Raw genomic sequence first — 20,850 nt, forward strand, 5'->3', positions numbered from 1 at the left:
GTGAATTGGGGCTTTTAATTTTGAAAATATTAATAAGTAAGGTGAGAAATATGGAAATAGAACGTCATAAAACCAGAGAGGTGCCCATCGGCAGCCGGATGATCGGAGGGGATAACCCCATACTGATCCAGTCCATGACCAATACGGATACCAGAGATGTCCGGGCGACCGTACGCCAGATCAAGGAGCTGGAGGCAGCCGGGTGCGATATTGTGCGGGTGGCTGTGCCGGATATGGAGGCCGCCAGAGCCATCGCGGACATCAAAAAACAGATCCGCATCCCACTGGTGGCGGACATCCATTTTAATTATGAGCTGGCCCTGGAGGCCATTAAGGGCGGCGTGGACAAGCTCCGGATCAATCCCGGGAACATCGGGGATAAGGAGAAGGTGCGCCGGGTGGTGGAGGCCGCCAGGGCGGCCAATATTTCCATCCGTATCGGGGTGAACGCTGGCTCGCTGGAAAAGGAGCTCCTTGAAAAATATGGGCATCCCACGCCGGAAGCCATGGTGGAAAGCGCAGAGAAGCACATCGCTTATCTCGAGGAGCTGGATTTTAACGATATTGTCGTATCCATGAAGGCCTCGGACGTGCGCTTTACCATAGACGCCTACACGCTTTTTTCAGAAAAATACGATTATCCTGTGCACCTGGGCATTACGGAAGCCGGCGTGCTGCGGACCTCGGCGGTTAAGTCGGGCATTGGTATTGGCTATCTGCTGTTAAGGGGGATCGGGGATACCATCCGGGTATCCATCACAGGCAATCCGGTGGACGAAATCTACGTGGCCAGGGATATTTTAAAATCCATTGGCCTGTACCAGAGCGGAGAAGGCATGGTGGAGGTGGTTTCATGCCCGACCTGCGGCCGCACAGAGATTGACCTGATCGGCATCGCGGAGGAAATGAACCGCCGGCTCATACATGTTAAAAAGGACTTAAAGGTCGCGGTGATGGGCTGCGTGGTCAATGGCCCGGGAGAGGGAAAGGAAGCGGACATCGGCATTGCCGGTGGAAAAGGAAAAGGGGTTCTTTTTAAAAAAGGGGAAATCTTTAAAACAGTGGCAGAGGATGAAATCATCGATGCCCTGATGGAAGAAATCGAAAGAATGTAGGTGAACGCCTTGAATCCGATTATACACAAACAGAATGATCTGGTGGAACTCATCAAAAAATACGGCTTGGAGCCTCAGAAGGTCGAGGTGAATTCTGCAAGCCAGGAGCTGGTTTTTACTTTTAAAACCCGTATACCCGAGTGCGACAGTATTTCGGTGCAGCGGGAGCTTGTGGATATTTTTGACTATACCAAAAGCCTGAGCGTCATCATTGCCCCGGAGGCCGCGGAGAGCAGCGGAACCGTATCTAAGAAACCGGTCCATAAGCTCATGGAAAATGTGGATTATGACGCGCTGGCCAAAAAGAAAGAGGAGGCGCTGAATAAGCGCCTGAAGGTCATAAAGGATACACCGCCGGCTAAGACCAGCGGCGGCGCGTCCGGTAAAAAGGACGGCAAAGAGGTGGAAGCCCGGACGCTGGGCGTCGGCGAGGTGGTTATGGGCGACAAGATCAAGCGCCCGGCCCAGTCCATGGGAGAAATTGACTTCAGCACCGGCGCGGTGCTTGACAGCACTAACATCGTGGTCAGCGGCCGGGTCTTTGGCATTGACTCCAGGGAAATCACCGATAAAACGACCCTCTTTACCTTTAACATTACCGATGAGCACGGCAGTGTTTCCTGTAAGATTTTCGCCCGGAAAAAGAACGTGGGCATGATCAAGGAAAATCTGAAAAAAGACCGCTGGTTTAAGGTGGAGGGCAATATCAATTATGACGAGTACTCCCACGAAAAGGTGCTGACGCCCAAGAATATGGAGATTGCCGCCGCGCCGGTAAGGCGTGACAATGCAGAGGAAAAGCGGGTGGAGCTTCACCTTCACAGCCAGTACAGTTCCATGGACGCAGTGAGCAAGGTGGCCAAAATCATGAAGCAGGCCAACGACTTTGGTCATGACGCCATCGGCATTACCGACCACGGCGTGCTTCAGGCCTATCCGGAAATGATGGCTCTGAGCAAAAAATACGGCATTAAGGTGCTGTACGGCGTCGAGGGCTACCTGGTGGACGATGACCAGTATATCGTGACCGGGGAGCAGAATGAAAGCTTTGAGGGCGAGTTTGTTTTCTTTGACCTTGAGACCACTGGACTGATCCCGGGCAAGGACAACATCATCGAGATCGCGGCCGTCAAAATCAAAAACAAGCACATTGTGGATACCTTCTCCAAGATCGTCAACCCACACCGGCCCATTCCGCCCTTTATCACCAACCTCACCGGGATTACCAATCAGATGGTTGAGGCCGGCGAGGAAGAGGCCGACGCGGTCAAAGCCTTTCATGAATTCTGCGGCGATCTCATTCTGGTGGCCCACAACGCAAAATTTGATATGGGCTTTATGGAGATTGCCCTGGACAAGCACGGCCTCGAAAACAACATCACCTACATTGATACGCTGGCCATGTCCAGAACGCTGATTCCCACCATTAACAAGCATAACCTTAAAAAGCTGGCGAGCTACTTTAAGGTGGACATGGGGCACCACCACCGGGCTCTGGACGACTCGGTATGCTCGGCGAAGATTTTCGTCAAGCTCATGGAGCTGGCCCAGAAGCGGGAAGTGGAGGAAGTCGCCGGGCTCAACGGCCTTATGGATGTCGAACAGATCATAAAATCCGGCGATACCTACCATATTATCATCTACGCCAAAAACCAGGCAGGCCTGAAGGATTTGTACAAGCTGGTTTCCGAGGCGCATATCAATTATTTCTACCGCCGTCCCAGAATACCCAAGTCCCTGCTGGCGGCCCACCGGGAAAACCTCATCATCGGCAGCGCCTGTGAGGCTGGAGAGCTGTACAAGGCAGTGCTGAAGAACGTGCCCAAGAACCGGCTGGATGAAATTGCCGATTTTTATGATTATTTTGAGGTTCAGCCCCTGGGAAACAACGAATACCTGCTGCGCAACGAGACCGTGCACGCCATGGAGGAGCTGGCCGATGTTAACCGGCGGATCGTCGAGCTTGGCCGGGAAAAGGGCAAGCTGGTAGTCGCCACCGGGGACGTCCATTTTGTGGATCCCAGCGACGCCTATTTCAGAGAGATTCTGCAGGCCGGACAGGGCTATAAGGATTCCCATGAGCAGCCGCCGCTCTACTACCGCTCGACCCAGGAAATGCTGGACGAGTTCACCTACCTGGACCCACAGACCGCCTATGAGCTGGTGGTCACCAACCCGCGCAGGGTGGCGGACATGTTCGACGACGTGAAGCCCATACCCGACGGCACCTTCCCGCCCATCATTGAGGGCTCAGATGACGAGATCCGGGATATGGTCTATAAAAAGGCCCATGAGATGTACGGCGATCCGCTGCCCGACATTGTGGAGCAGCGCGTGAAGCGCGAGCTGGACTCCATTATCGGCAACGGCTATTCCGTCCTGTATTTGATCGCCCAGAAGCTGGTGCACCACTCTCTGGAGGACGGGTACCTGGTCGGCTCCAGAGGCTCGGTCGGCTCGTCGCTGGTGGCCATGCTGTGCGGGATCACTGAGGTTAACTCGCTGGCGCCCCACTATGTCTGCCCGAACTGCAAGCATTATGAGTTCTTTGACAGCACAAAGGTGGGGGTAGGGCCTGACCTTCCCAATGAGAACTGCCCAAAGTGCGGCCATCCCATGAACAAGGACGGCTTTGATATTCCCTTTGAAACCTTCCTTGGGTTTGAGGGCGATAAGGAGCCGGATATTGACCTTAACTTCTCGGGTGAAAACCAGCCCGAGGCGCACCATTACACCGAGGTGCTCTTTGGCGAGGGCAAGGTCTACCGCGCCGGAACCATCGCCACACTGGCGGATAAGACGGCCTTTGGCTATGTGAAAAATTTCTTTGATGAAAATGGCGTTACGGCTCCGAGAGCTGAGATGGAGCGCGTGATCGAGGGCTGCGCCGGGGTTAAACGTACCACGGGCCAGCACCCCGGCGGGGTTATGGTCGTGCCGAGGGATAAGGATATCTACGACTTTACGCCCATCCAGTACCCGGCCGATGACCGGGACTGCGGCACCATGACCACCCACTTCGATTACCACTCCATTTCCGGCCGCCTCCTGAAGCTCGATATTCTGGGCCACGATGATCCGACCATGCTCCGCATGCTCAAGGACATCACCGGCCTTGACCCCCAGGAGATTCCCCTGGACGACGAAAAGGTCATCAGCCTGTTTACAGGCACCGGCGCCCTGGATCTGAAGGACGATGATTTCGATATTCCTCTGGGAACCTGCGGGATCCCCGAGTTCGGAACCAACTTTGTCCGCCAGATGGTGCTGGACACCAAGCCTACGGCCTTTTCAGACCTGATCCGTATTTCCGGCCTCTCCCACGGGACCGACGTCTGGACCAACAACGCCCAGGACCTTGTGCGCTCTGGCACTGCGACCATCAAGGACGTTATCTGTACCCGTGACGATATCATGCTCGGCCTCATCTCAATGGGACTGGCGCCCAAGGAGTCCTTCAGCATTATGGAGCATGTCCGTAAGGGGAAGGGCCTGACCGAGGATGAGGAAGCCTATATGAAGGAAAACAACGTGCCGGCCTGGTACATTGATTCCTGTAAAAAAATCAAGTACATGTTCCCAAAGGCCCACGCGGCCGCCTATGTCATGATGGCCTTCCGCATTGCCTACTACAAGGTCTATTACCCGCTGGCCTATTACGCGACCTATTTCAGTATCCGGGCCAAAGAATTTAACCTGGAAAAGATGACCAACGGCAAGGAAACGGTCAAGAAAACCCTGGCGGAAATCCGAGCCCAGGGCAATAAGGCCAGCAACAAGGACCAGCAGCTTCTGACCTCGCTGGAGCTGGCGCTGGAAATGTACTGCCGTGGCTACGGCTTTAAAAACGTCGATGTCTACGAGTCCCATTACAGCGAGTTTAAAATTGTCGGAGACGATCTGCTTCCGCCGCTCAACGCCATCGACGGCCTGGGAGACAAGGCGGCCATGCAGATTTACGAGGAGGCCCAGAGGCGGCCCTTTATCTCCAAAGAGGATTTGCAGACACGCGCCAAGGTCAATAAATCCAACATCGAAAAGCTGGAACAGTTCGGCTGTCTCAACAGCCTGCCGGATTCCAACCAGATGAGCTTTATGAGCATGTTTTAGGCCATGGCTCACAGCGGCCCTATGCCATGCTTTAAGAGAACACGATTCATTGTCGTGTTCTCTTTTTATTTGCAATTTGTTTAAGATTTTAAAAAAGAGCTTGACAAAAACGGGGTGAAGGTCTTATCATAGGGATATGAAAAGCAATACATAGGACGTTCTTCGTTACACATTTAACAAATGATGTCCTATTAAAAATTTTAGACTTAAAGGTAGGATGACCTACTAAGAAAACAGAAAAGAGGTACTGAAATGGATCAAATGGTTGGTTTTATCGGACTAGGTATTATGGGGAAACCAATGGCTGAGAACCTGGTCAAGGGTGGCTGTAAGCTGTTGGTAAACGATTTGAATGAAGCGGCAGTAAAGGAACTGACCGATTTAGGGGCCCAGGCCGGAACGTTAAAGGAAATCGGTGAAAAATGCAGCGTTATTTTCACGATTCTGCCCAACGGCACCATTGTTCAGTCGGTATTGTTTGGCCCGGACGGCGTGGCTGAGGGGATTCAGAAGGGCAGCGTGGTCGTGGACATGAGTTCAGTGACACCGACCGAATCCAAAATCTGCGCAGACCGGCTGGAATCACAGGGCGTGATGTTCCTGGACGCGCCGGTAAGCGGCGGAGAACCCAAGGCAATCGACGGAACACTGGCCTTTATGGTCGGCGGCAGTCAGAAGGCCTTTGACCAGATGATGCCATACTTTGACATCATGGGCGCATCGGCCCTGCTGGTCGGCGGAACCGGCAGCGGCTCTGTGACCAAGCTCGCCAACCAGGTCATTGTCAACCTGAACATCGCGGCGGTATCGGAGGCGCTGGTACTGGCCACAAAGGCCGGAGCCGATCCGGAGCTGGTATACAAGGCCATCCGTGGCGGTCTGGCCGGAAGCACCGTGCTTGACGCCAAGGCCCCGCTGATGATTGACCGTAACTTTGTGCCCGGCGGCAAGATTTCCATTAACCTCAAGGATATTAAGAATGTCATGGCAACCGCCCACGACATCGACGTGCCGCTGCCCATGAGCAGCCAGCTGCTGGAAATCATGCAGGCCCTGAAGGTAGACGGCCATCTGGAAGATGACCACGGCGGCATTGTACAGTATTTTGAAAAGCTGGCCGGTGTCGAAGTAAAACGCAAGGAAGACTAGGTGAATACTATGACAGAAAGACTTGACGCATCCATTTTAACAACCTTTAAGCCCATTCCGGAAGAAGAGGTTACCGCACAGCTGAGCGAAGCCCTAAAGGGCTTTGACCGCAAGATCGTGGTTCTGGACGACGACCCCACCGGGGTGCAGACCGTACACGATATTTCCGTTTACACCGACTGGTCAGTCGACAGCATGCGTAAGGGCTTTGACGAGGAAAACAGCATGTTCTTTATCCTGACCAACTCCAGAGGGCTGACCGTAGAGGAAACCACAAAAGCCCACAGGGAAATGGCTGAGAACATCTTACAGGTCGCCAAGGAAACCGGTAAGCCGTTTGTGGTGATCAGCCGGAGTGACTCGACCCTGCGCGGGCATTATCCGCTGGAGCCTGAAATCTTAAAGGACGTTATCGAGGCGGGCTCAGACCAGAAAATCGACGGCGAAATCATCTATCCATTCTTTAAAGAGGGCGGCCGCTTTACCATCGGCAACGTGCACTATGTGCAGGAAGGCGATGTGCTGGTACCGGCGGGCGAAACCGAGTTTGCCAAGGACAAGTCCTTTGGCTACAAGGCGTCCCATCTGGGCGAGTGGTGTGAGGAAAAATCCGGCGGCAGATACAAGGCGGAGGACGTGACCTTTATCGCGCTGGAGGACCTGAGAAATCTGGAAATTGACAAGATTACAGATCAGCTCATGCAGGTCAAAGATTTTAATAAGATTGTGGTCAATTCCATCGACTACGCCGATGTTAAGGTTTTTGCCATCGCGTTGGTAAAAGCCATGAATCAGGGTAAAAACTTTATATTCCGTTCAGCCGCGGCCATCACCAAGGTACTGGGCGGCGTGCCGGACAAGCCGATTCTCAGCCACGACGAGCTGATCCTGACCGAAAACGAAAATGGCGGCATCATCGTTGTCGGCTCCCATGTCAACAAGACCACCGCCCAGCTCGAGGAGCTGAAAAACTCAAGCCGGCCCATTGAATTTATCGAGTTCAACCAGCACCGGGTCCTGGAAGAAAACGGGCTGGAGCAGGAAGTGGAGCGGGTCGTCGCCATTGTGGACGCCGACATCAAGGCGGGCAAGACCGTGGCCGTCTATACCCGGCGGGACCGCTTCGACCTGGACACCGACGACAAGGACGAACAGCTCAAGGTATCAGTTAAAATATCGGACGCGGTGACCAGCATCATTACGAACCTGTCCGTACGGCCCAACTTTATTGTGGCCAAGGGCGGCATTACCTCCAGTGATATTGGCACCAAGGCGCTGCGGGTACAGAAGGCCAATGTCATGGGCCAGATCAAGCCGGGGATTCCGGTATGGATGACCGGGGAGGAAAGTAAATTCCCGGGACTGCCCTATGTGATCTTCCCGGGCAATGTGGGCACCAATACCACACTGAGAGAAGCAGTTGAAACCCTGATGGGTGTATGATTCGGGCAGCCTGTCCGGTGAAAATACCGGACAGGCGCCTTGAAAAAGACGTTTTGTTGAAATCGCAACCATAAGATTATTGGCGGAAAGAGTCTCCGCTTAATAAAATAAAAAATTTATATGAGGTGAACTTTATGAACATTTTCTTATCCTATCCATTGGACCCGAACGATTTAGCATGGCCAGGCGAACCGGTCATCAAAGTAAGACAGTGCACAGAAATCGGCGATGAAACCCCGTTCAACAGCTTTATGTCCGAGCTGCCAAACCACTGCGGCACCCATTACGACGCACCAAAGCACTTTAATCCAGACGGACTGAGAATCACCGAGCTGCCCATTGACTACTTCGTGTTCAAAAAAGTACTGCTTTTAGATATTCCGAAAAATGCCTGCGAGGGCGTAACCATCGAGGATTTACAGAAGCACGAGGACGAAATCCAGAAGGCAGACCTGCTGCTGATCCGTACCGGCTTCGGCGAAGTGCGCAAAACCGATCCTAAAAAATACCAGATGGAAGGCCCGTTCCTGACACCGGAAACCTGCCTGTACATGGTGAATACCTATAAGGACCTGAGATGTGTGGGCTTTGACTTCCTGGCCATCGGCTCACCGTGTAATGATCTGGCCGCTCCGGCGCACCAGAACCTGTTAGGCCTGAACACTGAAAAATTCATCACAGCCATTGAAGACATGAACCTGTCCGAGTTAAAGGGCAAGATCAACTTTGTTGTTGCCGCTCCGCTGCGCATCGCAGGCGTCGACAGCAGCCAGGTCAGCGTTATTGCAGATTTAGACTAACACAAAAAGAGCCCTCGGGCTCTTTTTTATTTGTTTGCGGTCATTTTGGTTTAAGCGTCCTTGTCGTGCCAGAAGGTCATGCTCTTTTCCACAGCGGCGTCAATGCTTTTGACGTCCTTTTCCTGAATACAGCGCAGGATTTCCTTGTGGTAGCCCTCGGCCTTGTCAAAGAGCTCCCGGGTGTTGATGGTATCCTCAATGGACAGGGAAAAGATCTCATAGATCCCGTTGACCAGCTTGGAAATATAAGGGTTGCCGCAGATGTCGGCAATGGTGACGTGAAACTTATAGTCGAGATAGGCGGCCTTTTCCTTGTCGCCGCTCTCATAAGCCCTGCGGATCTCCTTGATAATCTGGCTCAGGTGGACGATGTCGCCGTCAGTGGCCTTTTTCATGGCTGTGCGCAGGACCATTTCCTCCATGCACTCCCTGAATTCCACCATGTCCGGGTCGCTTTCGGCCTGGAAGATGATGCTGTAGATAATGGGGTTGAACACCGTGGGGGCAATGTGGTCACACACATAGGTGCCGTCGCCGCGTTTGATGTCTACCACGCCCAGGGCGGATAGAATTTTCATGGCCTCGCGCAGGGAGTTCCGCCCCACGTTCAGCTCTTCCATGAGCTCAAATTCACTGGGGAGTTTTTCCCCTACTTTAAACTGCCCGGTAGAAATGGCTTTGACGATCCGGTCGATAATCTTGTCAACAATGGAGGAGTTATCAATGGGTGAAAGGGCATTTGCCGGTTTTTTTCTGTCGCTTGGCATAATTTCAAATCTCCTAAGGTCATCTAGTAGGATGTTTGGACATCCTGTTTGTACTTTATTATAACCTACCGGGAAATAATGATCAAATGTTTATTTAAGAATCAATACTCCCTTTTCAGGACAATGCGCTTTGAAATCCGGTAGGACAGGAAAAAGAGAAAGATGACAAGCACCGGGAGGGCCCAGGCCAGCAGCGTCAGGACCTGAGGGCCTGGCGGCAGGTAAGGGTTCAGATAGCGGCCAAAGGTCATAAGCAAAAAAGTCGGCACCATGATGATGGCGACAATGATGTAGCGGGCCTTTTCGGTGCCGTATTGATAGATAACCGGAGTAAAGAGAGCGGCCAGAAACATGCCTGCAAAAATGGACGCGGCCGAACCGATAATGACCGTTGACAGGGAGGTGTGCAGAAAATAACCGACCGTCAGGCTCAGCAAGAGGGTCATGACCGTGCTGGCCGCGCAGAGAAGCAGAATAAAGAGATACTTGCTGCGCACCATATCGGTTTTTGACAGGGGAAAGGTCAGAACAAAGGGTTCCCAGTGGTTCAGCTCATCATAGTTAAAGCTGTTGAGCACGCAGATCATAATCAAAAAGGCATTGATGGCCGGAAAGATGCCCGTTGTCCTCAGACACCAGGACATGATGATATAGGCAAACAGCAGAAAACCAAGCACCCTGAAATACTGGCGCAGGCCGAGAAACTCTTTGATGATTAGCCCTTTCATTTTTACTCCTTTCAACAGCTTTGCAGCGTCATTACAAATCCTGACACATAAAAATATGCCGGGAAATCCGATAGGACAGGAACACAAAGGCCAGCACCAGCGCCGGGGCGCACCAGGCCAGAAGGGTAAGGGTCTGGGCTGAGGGCAGCTGGAGGCCGGACAGGTAGCTGCCGAAGCTCACAAAGCCAAGGGTGGGGATCATCACCACGATGATCAGGATATACCGGGCCTTTTCGACGCCGAACTTGTAGATAAACGGAGTGGTCAGCGCACCGAGGAACAGGGCGGCCAGCGCCGAGCACAGGGCCCCGATGAAAATTTCCTGCATGGGCACGTGGATGATCAGTCCCACGGCAAGGCTGAGGATCAGTGTGATCACGGTGCCGAAGGCACACAGCAGTAAGATAAAAAGGTATTTGCTTTTTACCAGGTCGGCCCGGCTCAGCGGCAGGGTCATGGCAAATTCGTTCCAGTGGTTATAGCTGTCATAGCTGAAGCCGCTGAGTGCGCAGATCATGACCAGAATGGCGTTGATGGCCGAGAAAATCGAGATGGAGGTCATGCCAATGGCCATGAAAATATACAGCACCATGAGTGCCGACAGAAGCCTGAAATACCGGCGCAGGCCGAGAAATTCTTTGATGATTAAGCCTTTCATTTTGTGTCTCCTATAAATCTTTTTTTAGAAAAATCAGCTTGGATATCAAGTAAGAGCCAATAAAAAAAACAACGGTCAGGATTGGTGTCATATATACGGACATTGAGATAAGGCTCTCCTTTCTGGGTAAAACGACGATGCTGTTTCCGGCCAGCGATGAAACGATATACGACAGCAGAAAAGGAACAAATGCACAGACAATCATCACATACCGCGCTTTTTCCAAATCAAACTTATAGATAAGCGGGGTGGTGATCGAAAGGTATATGAGCGCAAAGCTGACCGAAGCAAGGGCATTTCTGATCACCGCGCTTAATCCGTTATCGGCAGAAACATTCAGGATCACATTGACAACCAGAAGGATCAGCGTAAATGCCAAAGCCAACAAAAGCAGAAAGACGTATTTACTCCGAACCATCTCCCGGCGGGACACCGGTAAGGAAACGGCAAATTCATTCCAATGGTTATAACGGTCATAGCTAAAGCTGTTGAAGGCACAGAATACCACCAAAAGCGCATTGACAGCTGAGAAGAAAGAGGCGGATCGTGTCAGAAAGGCCATGACAATATACAGGGCAAGCAGAATAGCAATGAGCTTAAGATAGCGGCGCATCGCTAAAAACTCTTTGATGATTAAGCCTTTCATTTTGTGTCTCCTTTGGTATAGAACAGCATGATCTCCTCCAGGCTGGGGAGATCGACGATGATCTCCCGGCAGCGGTTTCTGAATGCCGCCGGGTTTTTGATCATGACCTGGACGTCAAAGCTGGAGCGCTGAATACCGACCACGTCGGTGAGGGCAAGGGCCTCGAGCTGGCCGGGGCTGCACTTGACAATGCCGTGATCCTCGATGAGTGTATCCTTTGGCTCGCTGAACAGAATCTGCCCGTCGTGGATAAAGGTGATGTAATCCGCGATGCGTTCCAGATCGCTGGTGATATGGGAGGACATGAGGATTGAGTGATCCTCATCCTCGATGAATTCCTGGAAAATATCCAGAATTTCGTTGCGCACCACCGGGTCCAGGCCGCTGGTGGCCTCGTCCAGAATCAGCAGCCTTGGCCTGTGGGACAGGGCCGCCGCGATGGAAAGCTTCATCTTCATGCCCTTGGAGAGATCCTTGAGGCGCTTGTCCAGAGGAAGCCTGAAGCGGGAGAGGTAATTCTCAAACAGGGCTTTGTCCCAGGTTTTATAGATGTTGCCCATGATCTTGGTGATTTCGGGCGGCCGGAGGTCGTCGGGAAAATTCTGATCGGCGAAAACAACGCCCAGATTCTTTTTGATGTCTTTTTCATCCTTCGAGGTGTCTCTGCCCAGAATCTGCAGGGTGCCGCTGTCGGGGCGGATCAGGCCCAGCAGGGCCTTGATGGTCGTGGTTTTACCGGCTCCGTTTTCCCCGATAAAGCCCATGATGCTGCCTGAGGGCAGGCTGAAGCTGACGTCCTTCAGTGAAAAGCCGCTGTAGTGCTTGCTGAGGTTTTTGATTTCAATGGCGTTTTGAGTGTCCATTAGCTGTCTCCTTTGTAAAGTAATGTGATGAGTTCGGTGAGCTCGGAAAGGGAGAGACCGCAGCCCTGCGAGAGCGCAACGGCCTGCTCCAGAAGCTCCTGTATCTGACGGTAGTTTTCCTCGCGGATGAACTCGGTGTTTTTCTGGGCGACAAAGCTGCCCTTGCCCGGGGCGGTCTCAATAAAGCCGTCCTGTTCCAGATCGGCGTAGGCCCGCTTGGTGGTGATGACGCTGATGCGCAGCTCCTTGGCCAGAACGCGCATGGAGGGCAGCGCGTCGCCGGGCCTCAGCTCGCCTGTGATGATCTTATTTTTAATCTGCGTGGTGATTTGCTCATAGATGGGCTTTCCACTGCTGTTGCTGATAATAATATCCATGGATGGTCCTCTCGAAAGTTATACTGTATATATACGATATACACAGTATATACTCGCGTGAAGGGTTTGTCAAGAAAAATTTTGCAGCGCGCTCAGCCCCTGCTTTCCGGAGAAAGCAGTTTACGCGCCAGTTCGGTCTTTTGCTTCTGACGGACGGGACGCTGGCTCTGTCCCTCGAAGAGCATGGGGCTGCACATTCCGTCGATGCGGTCATAAATTCGGCGCTGGGCCATGTTTTTGGGATTTTTGAGCTGCCCGGGTGTCAGGTTGGTGGTGATGATGGTGGGCTTTCCGCTTTTGTAGCGGGCGTCGATAAGGTTGTAAATCTGCTCCAGGGTAAACTCGCTCTGGCGCTCGATGCCAAAGTCGTCAATCAGCACCAGGTCGTAGGCGGCCAGGCGGTCGTAGTACTGGCTCCGGCTCCGGTCGCTTTCAAACTCGCCGGGCAGGTCGTCTCTCAGGCGGGTGAGGCTGGTGCCCAGGACATTGTAGCCTTTGTCGTTCAGGGCGTTGACGATACAGCCGGCCGTAAAGGTCTTTCCGGTGCCCACATCGCCGTAAAACAGCAGGCCGATGTTTTCGCTGCGGCTTTTATCAAACTGGGCGACGTATCGCTTTGCCTTTTCGATGGCGCCGGGGCAGGCACCATTGTCGGCCTCAAAGGTCATTTTGCGCAGGGCGGGGTCCTGAATATGGGATGCCCTCCGGCTTTTCTGTCGCTCGGCCTCCTGACGGGCCTTAAAGGCCTGGTCGCGTTGGTCGCGGGCTTCGGTCCTGCACTGGCACAGACAGGGCATCTTTTTCGTGACCGGGCCGAAGGCCACCCAGGTTTCCATAGGGGTGTGGCAGTGGGGACAGTGCTTAAGGCCGTCCACTTCATAGAATTCCTGGCTGCCGGCGTTGGGGTTGGGGATTGTGGCTTCAAAATTCACAGGCTTTCTCCTTTGCTTGCGGTGTAATCTGGAATGGGGCTGTCTGGCTGTTTTTGGCGTTTTTCCGCGTCCCGGCGGTAAAAGCTGAGAATGGTATGGTAATGGCTTTTGTAGCGCTTGTTGGCGGTTTTTGGGCCAATCTGGCCAATGTACTCGTTAAGCCGGTCGATGTAGCGCAGGGTGTCGGGTTCTCCCAGACGTTCGCCGAGCCTTGCGCGTTCATCGGGGGTGAGGGTGACGAAGTCGCCATAGCACTCTTTGAGTTGGTCTGGTTTGCTTTGGTTTGGTTTGTTTAATATGGCCGGTTTGCTGTCCGATTTACTATCCAGTTTGCTGTCCGGTTTGCTATCCGGTTTGCCGTCTGGCTTCGCAGCCTTTTTTGATATGCTGCCGGCTTGTGCCAGATCAATGAGCTGGTAGGTACCGCATTGATCCCTGCGTCCATTGGTATAAGCCAGAAAACCGCCATCACAGAGCTCCTTCCGCGCGGCCTGCATCCGTGTCAGGCTGAGGCCGCTGAGCCCGCAGATCACGGAATTGGCCGCGGTAAAGCGGTCTGGAAAATACAGGTCGTTGGCGTATTCCAGAAGAATGGTATAAAGGGCAATGGCGTTTGATGAGAGCGGGCTGGCCAGTCGCTTTCTCCGGTAGGCGTTGAGCTGTTTGAGATAATCCATGTTTTTCCTCCTTTGAGACGCTTCTACTACATACATACTTTTTTTGACAAAAATATCAACGGTTTGTTTAACGAAATTAAAAATAAAATGAAATTTTCAATCGTAATAAAAGAATAGAAATGATTTAATGCCAAACGGGCAACTTTTGTTTGTCTTTTCCCTTAGTTCACATGTAGAGGTCTCTATACATACAATGGAAAAAAGGAAGCAAATTTTACCAGATTTTGTAAAAAAAGTAAAAAAAACTGGATATAATAAAAAAAGACCGCGTAGAGCGGTCGAAATGTGCTGTAAAAGTTATCTTCAAGAGATAATGTGTTAAAAAGAAGGGCGGTATCGTTGAAAGTTGAAAGTGGCGAGTTCAGGTGCAAATATGCCTTGCATATTTGATTGGATGCAGCGGTCTGAAAAAGCAGCCATCAGCGTTCAGCCCGCCAGGCCCGGCCCATGGCGTCAGCGGCCAAAATGGCGTTGTAGAGGATTTCGGGGTTGACGGTGACGGGCTCGGCGACAATGTGCCTGGCCTTTGCGGCGCGCTCGGCCACCAGGCGCAGCTCTGGCTCCATGCTGGCGTCCAGGCCGATTTCGGCAAGGGTGACGGGCAGTCCCACGCTGGTCGAAAAGCCCAGAACCTCCTCGATTTCTTCTTTTGGGCGGTTCTCGAGCACCAGCTGGCACAGGGTGCCAAAGGCTACGATCTCACCGTGGGTGTAATTCCGGCAGGCCTCAACGGCGGAAAAGCCGCTGTTCAGGGAGTGGGCTCCTGCGCAGCCCACACATTCCACACCCAGCCCGCTGAGCAGGGTGTTGGCTTCGATGATGTTTTCCAGGGCCTCGGTACAGGCGCCGGCTTCGGCGGCCTGCTTGGCCTTCAGGCCGTCCTCGAGCAGCACCCGGTAGCACAGCTCAGACACTGCCATGCCGGCCAGGGTGGTGCGGTAGCCTCTGCCAATGCGGTTGGCGGTATTGGATTCCAGATGGACCCGGGCCTCAAAATAGGTGGACAGGGCGTCGCCCATGCCGGATACCAGCAAACGGATTGGCGCCTGGGCGACGATTTTGCTGTCGACCAGAATGAGGTCGGGGTTGCGCTTGAAATAGATGGTCTCAGCGTGGACGCCTTCCTCGGTGTAGGTGACTGAAAGGGCCGAGGTGGGCGCGTCCGTGGCGGCTGAGGTCGGGGCAATGACAATGGCAGCCGTGGCCTTGATCCCGGTGTATTTGGCGGCGTCGATGGTCTTGCCGCCTCCGATCCCCACGACAACGTCGCAGCCGTGGCCGGAGGCGATGCCTGCCAGGCGTTCGAGCTCTGTGAGGGTGGTCTCACCGCCGAATTTGACGGATTCGATGGCGGCGCCGGCCGCTTTAAACTGCGCCTTTAAGGCAGGGGAAAGGGTGTCGTAGAAAAATGGGTCGATGATGGCAAGCACCCTTTTCCCGTAATCGGCGGTATAGTCCTGAAGGCGCTCAAGCTCGCCGCAGCCCTGAATGTAGCGGCTGGGGGAGCCAAATGCGCGCGTGGTTGATGTCAGCATATGTAAAAACCTCCTAATTTCCATAAAGTTCAGGGCTATTATACCATAAAGCCTTTGAAAATTGGACCTTTAAAACGTAAAAGAAAATCGACACTCAGGCTTTTGAACGTGGTATAATAAGCTAAAAGAAAGTGAGGGATTCATATGAACCATCAGGGAACGCGCAGAATTGAAACCGGGCGTCTGGTGCTGCGCCAGTTTTCCATTGACGACGCAGAGGCCATGTACCTGGGCTGGGCAGGAGATCCGGAGGTCACCCGTTTTATGAGCTGGCCGGCTCACGAAAGCGCCGAAGCCTCCCGGGCGGTCATTGAGGCGTGGCAGAACAACGCCATTCTGCTGGACGATTATAACTGGTGTATCACACTGAGGGAATCCGGTGAAGCCATCGGCAGTCTCGGCGTTGTCCATATTGATGAGGCGGCCGAAGCCGTGCAGGTGGGCTACTGCGTTGGCCGCGCCTACTGGAACCAGGGGTTTACGGCGGAGGCCCTGTCAGCGGTGATCCGCTTTTTCTTTGAGGAAGTGGGCGCCAACCGCGTCGAGGCAGTACACGCTGTGGAAAACCCGGCCTCGGGCAGGGTTATGCAGAAATGTGGCATGACAAAGGAGGGCGTGCTCCGGGAATACAACAAAAGCAACCAGGGGCTCTGCGACGCGGCGATTTACAGCATTTTGCGCCGTGAATGGCAGTAAGCAGCCGGCTGAACCCCTTGCACAGCCATGAAAGAAATGGTATAGTGTTGGTAGAAAAGGGCGGTGAAATGAATGCTGCATGTAGAACGCAGAAAAGAAATACTCAATAAAATCCTGAAGGAAGGCTCCGTCAAGGCCGACGCGCTGGCCAAAAAATACGAGGTGGGCGTACCAACCATCCGGAGGGATTTGAAATACCTGGCAGAGGCGTACGGCATCGAGCTGACCTATGGGGGCGCCTACGCCCGGGATAGCCTGGCCAGCCAGACCACCGTGGAGATGAACATTGCCCAGAAGAAGCTGCAGAACCTGGATGAAAAACGGATCATCGCGCAGAAGGCAGCAGGGCTGATCAAGGACGGGGACACCATTGCCCTGAATTCCGGCAGCACGGTGGAGCTGGTTCTCGATTATCTGGAGGACATGAAAAGCCTGAACGTGATCACCCTGTCGCTGAATGTGGCCCTCAAGGCCTCCACTGTAAAGGGCGTGAACGTCTTTATGCCCGGGGGCCGGCTGCGCAGTATCTCCGGCGCTTTTTACGGCAAGGACGCGGACGATTTCCTCAGGAAGTTCAACATCGACAAGGCTTTTATGGGGGTACTGGCCGTCTCCATTCCCAAGGGTGTGACCCACAGCTCCCTGGAGGAGATCGAGGTCAACCAGACATTGGCCGAGATCAGCCAGAAGTGCTACCTCATGGCCGACTACACCAAGTTTGACAAGATCTCCCTGGCCAAGATGTTTGACCTCAATATTTTTGAGGCTTTTATCGTTGATGGTAAAGAACCGGAAATTTACAGGGAATACGCCCGGAACAACGGGATTGAGATTCTGTAATTCGTAAAAATATCTTTAATATCAGAATTAACTATTGACATCGATTTACAAACATGGTATTATTGAATAAATTAATACGTATTGGTTTGAGATTGTAGAAACCGCAGTAAATAAATGGGAGCGTGCTCCGTTTATTTATCGCGGTTTTTTTCTATCTTAAATCATTGGAAAGAGGCCACTCCAATGATCACTAAGGAACAAATGAAGACTTTTAAGGCATACCCGGTTATCGCCGCAGTGCGGACGCCGGAGAATTTCAGGCAGGCCCTCGACTCAAAGGTGCGGGTGCTGTTTATGGTGGGAGGCGATTATTTTAAGGCGGAAAATCTGATTAAGGAATTTAAAGAGCGAAATGGACTGGTATTCCTGCACATGGACCTGATCGAGGGCATTGGCAGAGATGTTGGGGGGATACGCTACGCCGTGGAGCACGACGGCATCGACGGCATCATCTCAACCAAGAACCATATTCTGAAGCTGGCGGCCAGGGAAAGCCTGATCACTGTGCACCGGATTTTCCTCATGGACAACCAGGCGCTGGAAAGCGGCATCAACCTGTTTAAGGCGTCGAAGCCGGATATTATCGAGCTGACGCCGGGGCTGATCCCGCGGATCGTGCGTAAGGTGAGCCATGAATTCGAACAGCCTGTGATTACCAGCGGGCTGATCTCAAAGGCGAGCGATGTCAAGACCATGATACAGGCAGGCGCCATGAACATTGTGTGCAGCTGCGAGACGCTTTGGAATTTGTAAAAAAGGAGAGACAAGAATGAATTCGAGAGAACGTGTGATGGCAGCGGCCAGCCACCAGGAGCCCGACCGGGTGCCAGTGGACATGGTCCTGACCATTGATGTTTACAGAGATATGAAAAGGCTGCTGAAGATGGACCATCTTCCAGACACGCCCAGAATGGGCCACTGGACCGACGTTCAGATGCCGCTGGAGATGATCCAGGCACTGGATCTGGATATGTACTACATTTCCCCGAGATCGGCCAAATCCGCCCACTCCAGACAGTTTGAGGACGGCAGCTTTACCGACGAGTGGGGCTGCTACTGGAAGAAGACCATGATCGACGGCGGACATTTTTACTTTGAGCTGCAAAACCCGCCTCTGGCCGACGCCACTATTGAGGATCTGGAAAGCTACGACTGGCCTGATCCCACCGATCCGGCGCGCTACCAGGGCCTGCGGGAAGAAATGCAGATGGTGCGCGACAAAAGTGATCTGGCCATTCTGGCCAAGTTTGCCGGCGCCGTCTTTGAGGTCGCCACCTATATGCGGGGCCACGAGCGCTGGTACCGCGACCTCATCAACAATCAGGAATTTGCCCACGCGCTGCTGGACAAGGTCTGCAAGATACAGAAGGAAATCGACCGTGTCTGCATCGACGCGGTGGGTGAATACGTGGATATTCTGCGCCTGAGCGGCGAGGATCTGGGCACGCAGGACAGCCCGCTCATTTCACCGAGAACCTTCCGCAAGGTGGTAAAACCCCATCTCGAGGAGCTCTGGGTAAGCGCGAAGGCAGAGCTGCTGAAGAAGAATCCCAACGGCAGGGTTATGCTGCACAGCTGTGGCTCGATCCGCCCATTTATCCCGGATCTCATCGACTGCGGCATCGACATTCTGGACCCGGTGCAGCCGGGCGCCAACCATATGAACCGTTACGAGCTGAAGCAGGAATTCGGCGATAAAATCGTCTTTCACGGCAACATTGATATTCAGAAGGTCCTTCCCTTTGGCACAAAGGATGAGATCACCCAGGAAGTGCGCGACGCCATCAAGGCGCTGGCGCCGGGCGGCGGCTTTCTGCTGTCACCGGCCCACAATGTCCAGAGCGATGTGAGCGCGGAAAATCTGGTACACATGATCGAATGTGCCCACGCATTCGGCGTCTATCCCATTCAATTGTAAGCGAATAAAAAATAATTTTTGGAGAGAGAGTAAGAGATGAAAAATTATATCAGTGGAATCGATATCGGAACAACCGGCGTAAAAGTGATTATCTTCGATACAGAGGGCAATACGGTCAGCAGTGCCTACCGTGAATATCCCTGTACCTTTCCGCAGTCGGGATGGGTAGAGCAGGACGGAGAAATGACCTGGCAGCAGACCTGCGAGGCCACCAAGGAGGCCATCGGCAAATCGGGCATCGACCCATCGGCTATCCGCGCCATCGGCCTTTCCACCCAGCGCTGTACCTTTACCCCGGTGGATGAAGCCGGCATGCCGCTGCGGTCCGCCATTTCCTGGCAGGACAGCCGCTCCTTTGAGGAATGTGAGGAGATCAGCCAACTGGTGGGCGCGGAGCGTTACTACGAGATCACCGGCCTGCCCGTGGGCACCACCTGGTCGGTCAGCAAGATCATGTGGATCAAGAAACACCAGCCGGAAATTTACGAAAAAACCTACAAGTTTGCCATGGATCAAGAGCGTATTTTAAACAAGCTCGGCGCAGAGGGCTACTTTGAGGACTGGTCCAACGGGTCCCTGCAGGGGCTGATGGACATCAAGGCCTTTGAGTGGAGCGATGAACTGATCGACACCCTGGAGCTGGATAAATCCAAGCTGCCGACCCTGGTGCCGTCGGGCAAGGTCGTGGGGCAGATATCCAAAGAGAGCAGCGCGCTCACCGGCTTTACCGAGGGAACCCTCCTGGTTTCAGGCGGCGGCGACCAGCAGTGCGCCGGCATTGGCGCCGGCGCGGTGAAGAAGGGAACCATCGAGGTGACCATCGGCACCGCAGGCGTCACCCTGGCCTATATGGACGAGCCCATCTACGACGGCAGCATGCGCCTGCCATGCTCGGCCCATACGGTAGCGGGCAAGTGGGAAACCGAAGGCCTGCAGAACGCGGCCGGAAGCTCCCTGAAATGGTACCGAAACGAATTTGCCGTACCAGAAATTGAAAAGGCAGAGGCGCTGGGGATCGACCCCTACGACCTGATCAACGAACAGGTCGAGGCCATCGCCCCGGGCAGCGACGGGCTGATTTGTATCCCATACTTTGCCAGCTCGGCCGCGCCGAACTGGGATCCCTTTGCCCGCGGAACCTTTATCGGCCTGACCCTGGGCCACAGCCGTCAGGCCATGGCGCGGGCCATCATGGAGGGCGTTACCTACGAAACCCGTGAGATCATCGACCAGATGATCACAAACGGCGTGGAGGTAGATGAGATTGTACTGAGCGGCGGCGCCGCAAAATCTGACGTCTGGAACCATATCCAGGCAGATATCTACGGCAAGACCTGCAGTATTCTGGCAGTGGAGGAAGCCACAGCCCTGGGCGCGGCGGTTCTGGCGGCTCTGGGAGCAGAGCTGTACGCCAATGTCAACGAGGCCGTGGCCCACATGGTCAAGATCGTGGCGGTCTGTGAGCCGGATATGCAGCGGCACGCGCTGTACAATGACTATTTTGAAATTTACAAGGATGCCTACCAGGCGCTGAGAAAGGCAGACGTCTATGAGCGGCTGGTGAAGCTGGCATTAAAATGAGAAAACAGAGGAGAC

The 20,850-nt window shown here is 53.5% G+C and carries 19 protein-coding genes; 10 read left to right on the forward strand and 9 right to left on the reverse strand.

The window, feature by feature from the left end:
- The first annotated feature begins 50 nt into the window (after nt 1–50).
- The 5 genes from ispG (at nt 51) to I2B62_RS01965 (ending at nt 8,617) form a co-directional block, all read left to right on the forward strand.
- Nucleotides 51–1,115: a flavodoxin-dependent (E)-4-hydroxy-3-methylbut-2-enyl-diphosphate synthase gene (ispG, locus tag I2B62_RS01945; protein WP_195267289.1), complete on the forward strand. Its 1,065-nt coding sequence runs from the start codon at nt 51–53 to the stop codon at nt 1,113–1,115.
- A complete protein-coding gene (locus I2B62_RS01950) occupies nt 1,116–5,225 on the forward strand; it encodes a PolC-type DNA polymerase III (RefSeq protein WP_195267290.1) in 4,110 nt (1,369 codons plus the stop codon).
- Nucleotides 5,226–5,477: 252 nt separating this feature from the next.
- Entirely contained in the window at nt 5,478–6,374 is an 897-nt protein-coding gene (gene garR, locus I2B62_RS01955) for a 2-hydroxy-3-oxopropionate reductase (RefSeq protein WP_195267291.1), read from the forward strand.
- 9 nt (nt 6,375–6,383) lie between these two features.
- Nucleotides 6,384–7,817: a four-carbon acid sugar kinase family protein gene (locus I2B62_RS01960; protein ID WP_195267292.1), complete on the forward strand. Its 1,434-nt coding sequence runs from the start codon at nt 6,384–6,386 to the stop codon at nt 7,815–7,817.
- A gap of 134 nt (nt 7,818–7,951) precedes the next feature.
- Complete coding sequence (locus tag I2B62_RS01965) at nt 7,952–8,617, forward strand: cyclase family protein (protein WP_195267293.1); 666 nt, start codon at nt 7,952–7,954, stop codon at nt 8,615–8,617.
- A 50-nt stretch (nt 8,618–8,667) separates the two neighbouring features.
- Here the strand turns inward: I2B62_RS01965 and I2B62_RS01970 are convergent, their stop codons facing one another.
- From I2B62_RS01970 to I2B62_RS02010, 9 genes are all read right to left on the reverse strand, one after another.
- Nucleotides 8,668–9,384 (reverse strand): FadR/GntR family transcriptional regulator, encoded by a 717-nt coding sequence (locus I2B62_RS01970; RefSeq protein WP_195267294.1) that lies wholly within the window; start codon nt 9,382–9,384, stop codon nt 8,668–8,670.
- 101 nt (nt 9,385–9,485) lie between these two features.
- The gene (locus I2B62_RS01975; protein WP_195267295.1) at nt 9,486–10,112 is read right to left on the reverse strand and encodes an ABC-2 transporter permease; all 627 of its coding nucleotides are present in this window, start codon (nt 10,110–10,112) and stop codon (nt 9,486–9,488) included.
- 31 nt (nt 10,113–10,143) lie between these two features.
- Nucleotides 10,144–10,770, reverse strand: coding sequence for an ABC-2 transporter permease (locus tag I2B62_RS01980; protein WP_195267296.1), 627 nt, complete (start codon nt 10,768–10,770; stop codon nt 10,144–10,146).
- 10 nt (nt 10,771–10,780) lie between these two features.
- Nucleotides 10,781–11,416 carry an ABC-2 transporter permease gene (locus tag I2B62_RS01985; protein ID WP_195267297.1) on the reverse strand — a complete coding sequence of 212 codons (636 nt, stop codon included), beginning with the start codon at nt 11,414–11,416 and terminating at the stop codon, nt 10,781–10,783.
- Nucleotides 11,413–12,279 carry an ABC transporter ATP-binding protein gene (locus I2B62_RS01990; RefSeq protein WP_195267298.1) on the reverse strand — a complete coding sequence of 289 codons (867 nt, stop codon included), beginning with the start codon at nt 12,277–12,279 and terminating at the stop codon, nt 11,413–11,415. The genes I2B62_RS01985 and I2B62_RS01990 overlap by 4 nt, the downstream gene beginning before the upstream one ends.
- Nucleotides 12,279–12,656, reverse strand: a complete 378-nt coding sequence (locus tag I2B62_RS01995; RefSeq protein WP_195267299.1) for a GntR family transcriptional regulator — start codon at nt 12,654–12,656, stop codon at nt 12,279–12,281. The genes I2B62_RS01990 and I2B62_RS01995 overlap by 1 nt, the downstream gene beginning before the upstream one ends.
- A gap of 92 nt (nt 12,657–12,748) precedes the next feature.
- On the reverse strand, nt 12,749–13,588 hold the full coding sequence (locus I2B62_RS02000; RefSeq protein ID WP_195267300.1) for an ATP-binding protein: 840 nt from the start codon (nt 13,586–13,588) through the stop codon (nt 12,749–12,751).
- Nucleotides 13,585–14,265 (reverse strand): hypothetical protein, encoded by a 681-nt coding sequence (locus I2B62_RS02005; RefSeq protein WP_195267301.1) that lies wholly within the window; start codon nt 14,263–14,265, stop codon nt 13,585–13,587. The genes I2B62_RS02000 and I2B62_RS02005 overlap by 4 nt, the downstream gene beginning before the upstream one ends.
- A gap of 419 nt (nt 14,266–14,684) precedes the next feature.
- Nucleotides 14,685–15,800, reverse strand: a complete 1,116-nt coding sequence (locus I2B62_RS02010; protein WP_195267302.1) for a glycerol dehydrogenase — start codon at nt 15,798–15,800, stop codon at nt 14,685–14,687.
- Nucleotides 15,801–15,944: 144 nt separating this feature from the next.
- On the opposite strand from I2B62_RS02010, the gene I2B62_RS02015 reads away from it, so the two are divergent.
- The 5 genes from I2B62_RS02015 (at nt 15,945) to I2B62_RS02035 (ending at nt 20,835) form a co-directional block, all read left to right on the forward strand.
- Nucleotides 15,945–16,496 (forward strand): GNAT family N-acetyltransferase, encoded by a 552-nt coding sequence (locus I2B62_RS02015; RefSeq protein ID WP_195267303.1) that lies wholly within the window; start codon nt 15,945–15,947, stop codon nt 16,494–16,496.
- 72 nt (nt 16,497–16,568) lie between these two features.
- Nucleotides 16,569–17,336 (forward strand): DeoR/GlpR family DNA-binding transcription regulator, encoded by a 768-nt coding sequence (locus tag I2B62_RS02020; protein WP_195267304.1) that lies wholly within the window; start codon nt 16,569–16,571, stop codon nt 17,334–17,336.
- Between the two features lie 183 nt (nt 17,337–17,519).
- Nucleotides 17,520–18,089: a glycerol-3-phosphate responsive antiterminator gene (locus tag I2B62_RS02025; RefSeq protein WP_195267305.1), complete on the forward strand. Its 570-nt coding sequence runs from the start codon at nt 17,520–17,522 to the stop codon at nt 18,087–18,089.
- Nucleotides 18,090–18,105: 16 nt separating this feature from the next.
- Complete coding sequence (locus tag I2B62_RS02030; RefSeq protein ID WP_195267306.1) at nt 18,106–19,254, forward strand: uroporphyrinogen decarboxylase family protein; 1,149 nt, start codon at nt 18,106–18,108, stop codon at nt 19,252–19,254.
- Between the two features lie 36 nt (nt 19,255–19,290).
- The gene (locus I2B62_RS02035; RefSeq protein ID WP_195267307.1) at nt 19,291–20,835 is read left to right on the forward strand and encodes an FGGY family carbohydrate kinase; all 1,545 of its coding nucleotides are present in this window, start codon (nt 19,291–19,293) and stop codon (nt 20,833–20,835) included.
- Nucleotides 20,836–20,850 lie beyond the last annotated feature (15 nt).

The organism is Eubacterium sp. 1001713B170207_170306_E7, from assembly GCF_015547515.1.
Taxonomy (GTDB): Bacteria; Bacillota; Clostridia; order Eubacteriales; family Eubacteriaceae; genus Eubacterium.

Coding starts and splice junctions, on each gene's coding strand:
- ispG (WP_195267289.1), top strand. CDS start 51: ATGGAAATAGAACGTCATAAAACCAGAGAGGTGCCCATCGGCAGCCGG.
- garR (WP_195267291.1), top strand. CDS start 5,478: ATGGATCAAATGGTTGGTTTTATCGGACTAGGTATTATGGGGAAACCA.
- I2B62_RS01960 (WP_195267292.1), top strand. CDS start 6,384: ATGACAGAAAGACTTGACGCATCCATTTTAACAACCTTTAAGCCCATT.
- I2B62_RS01965 (WP_195267293.1), top strand. CDS start 7,952: ATGAACATTTTCTTATCCTATCCATTGGACCCGAACGATTTAGCATGG.
- I2B62_RS01970 (WP_195267294.1), bottom strand. CDS start 9,384: ATGCCAAGCGACAGAAAAAAACCGGCAAATGCCCTTTCACCCATTGAT.
- I2B62_RS01975 (WP_195267295.1), bottom strand. CDS start 10,112: ATGAAAGGGCTAATCATCAAAGAGTTTCTCGGCCTGCGCCAGTATTTC.
- I2B62_RS01980 (WP_195267296.1), bottom strand. CDS start 10,770: ATGAAAGGCTTAATCATCAAAGAATTTCTCGGCCTGCGCCGGTATTTC.
- I2B62_RS01985 (WP_195267297.1), bottom strand. CDS start 11,416: ATGAAAGGCTTAATCATCAAAGAGTTTTTAGCGATGCGCCGCTATCTT.
- I2B62_RS01990 (WP_195267298.1), bottom strand. CDS start 12,279: ATGGACACTCAAAACGCCATTGAAATCAAAAACCTCAGCAAGCACTAC.
- I2B62_RS01995 (WP_195267299.1), bottom strand. CDS start 12,656: ATGGATATTATTATCAGCAACAGCAGTGGAAAGCCCATCTATGAGCAA.
- I2B62_RS02005 (WP_195267301.1), bottom strand. CDS start 14,265: ATGGATTATCTCAAACAGCTCAACGCCTACCGGAGAAAGCGACTGGCC.
- I2B62_RS02010 (WP_195267302.1), bottom strand. CDS start 15,800: ATGCTGACATCAACCACGCGCGCATTTGGCTCCCCCAGCCGCTACATT.
- I2B62_RS02015 (WP_195267303.1), top strand. CDS start 15,945: ATGAACCATCAGGGAACGCGCAGAATTGAAACCGGGCGTCTGGTGCTG.
- I2B62_RS02020 (WP_195267304.1), top strand. CDS start 16,569: ATGCTGCATGTAGAACGCAGAAAAGAAATACTCAATAAAATCCTGAAG.
- I2B62_RS02025 (WP_195267305.1), top strand. CDS start 17,520: ATGATCACTAAGGAACAAATGAAGACTTTTAAGGCATACCCGGTTATC.
- I2B62_RS02030 (WP_195267306.1), top strand. CDS start 18,106: ATGAATTCGAGAGAACGTGTGATGGCAGCGGCCAGCCACCAGGAGCCC.
- I2B62_RS02035 (WP_195267307.1), top strand. CDS start 19,291: ATGAAAAATTATATCAGTGGAATCGATATCGGAACAACCGGCGTAAAA.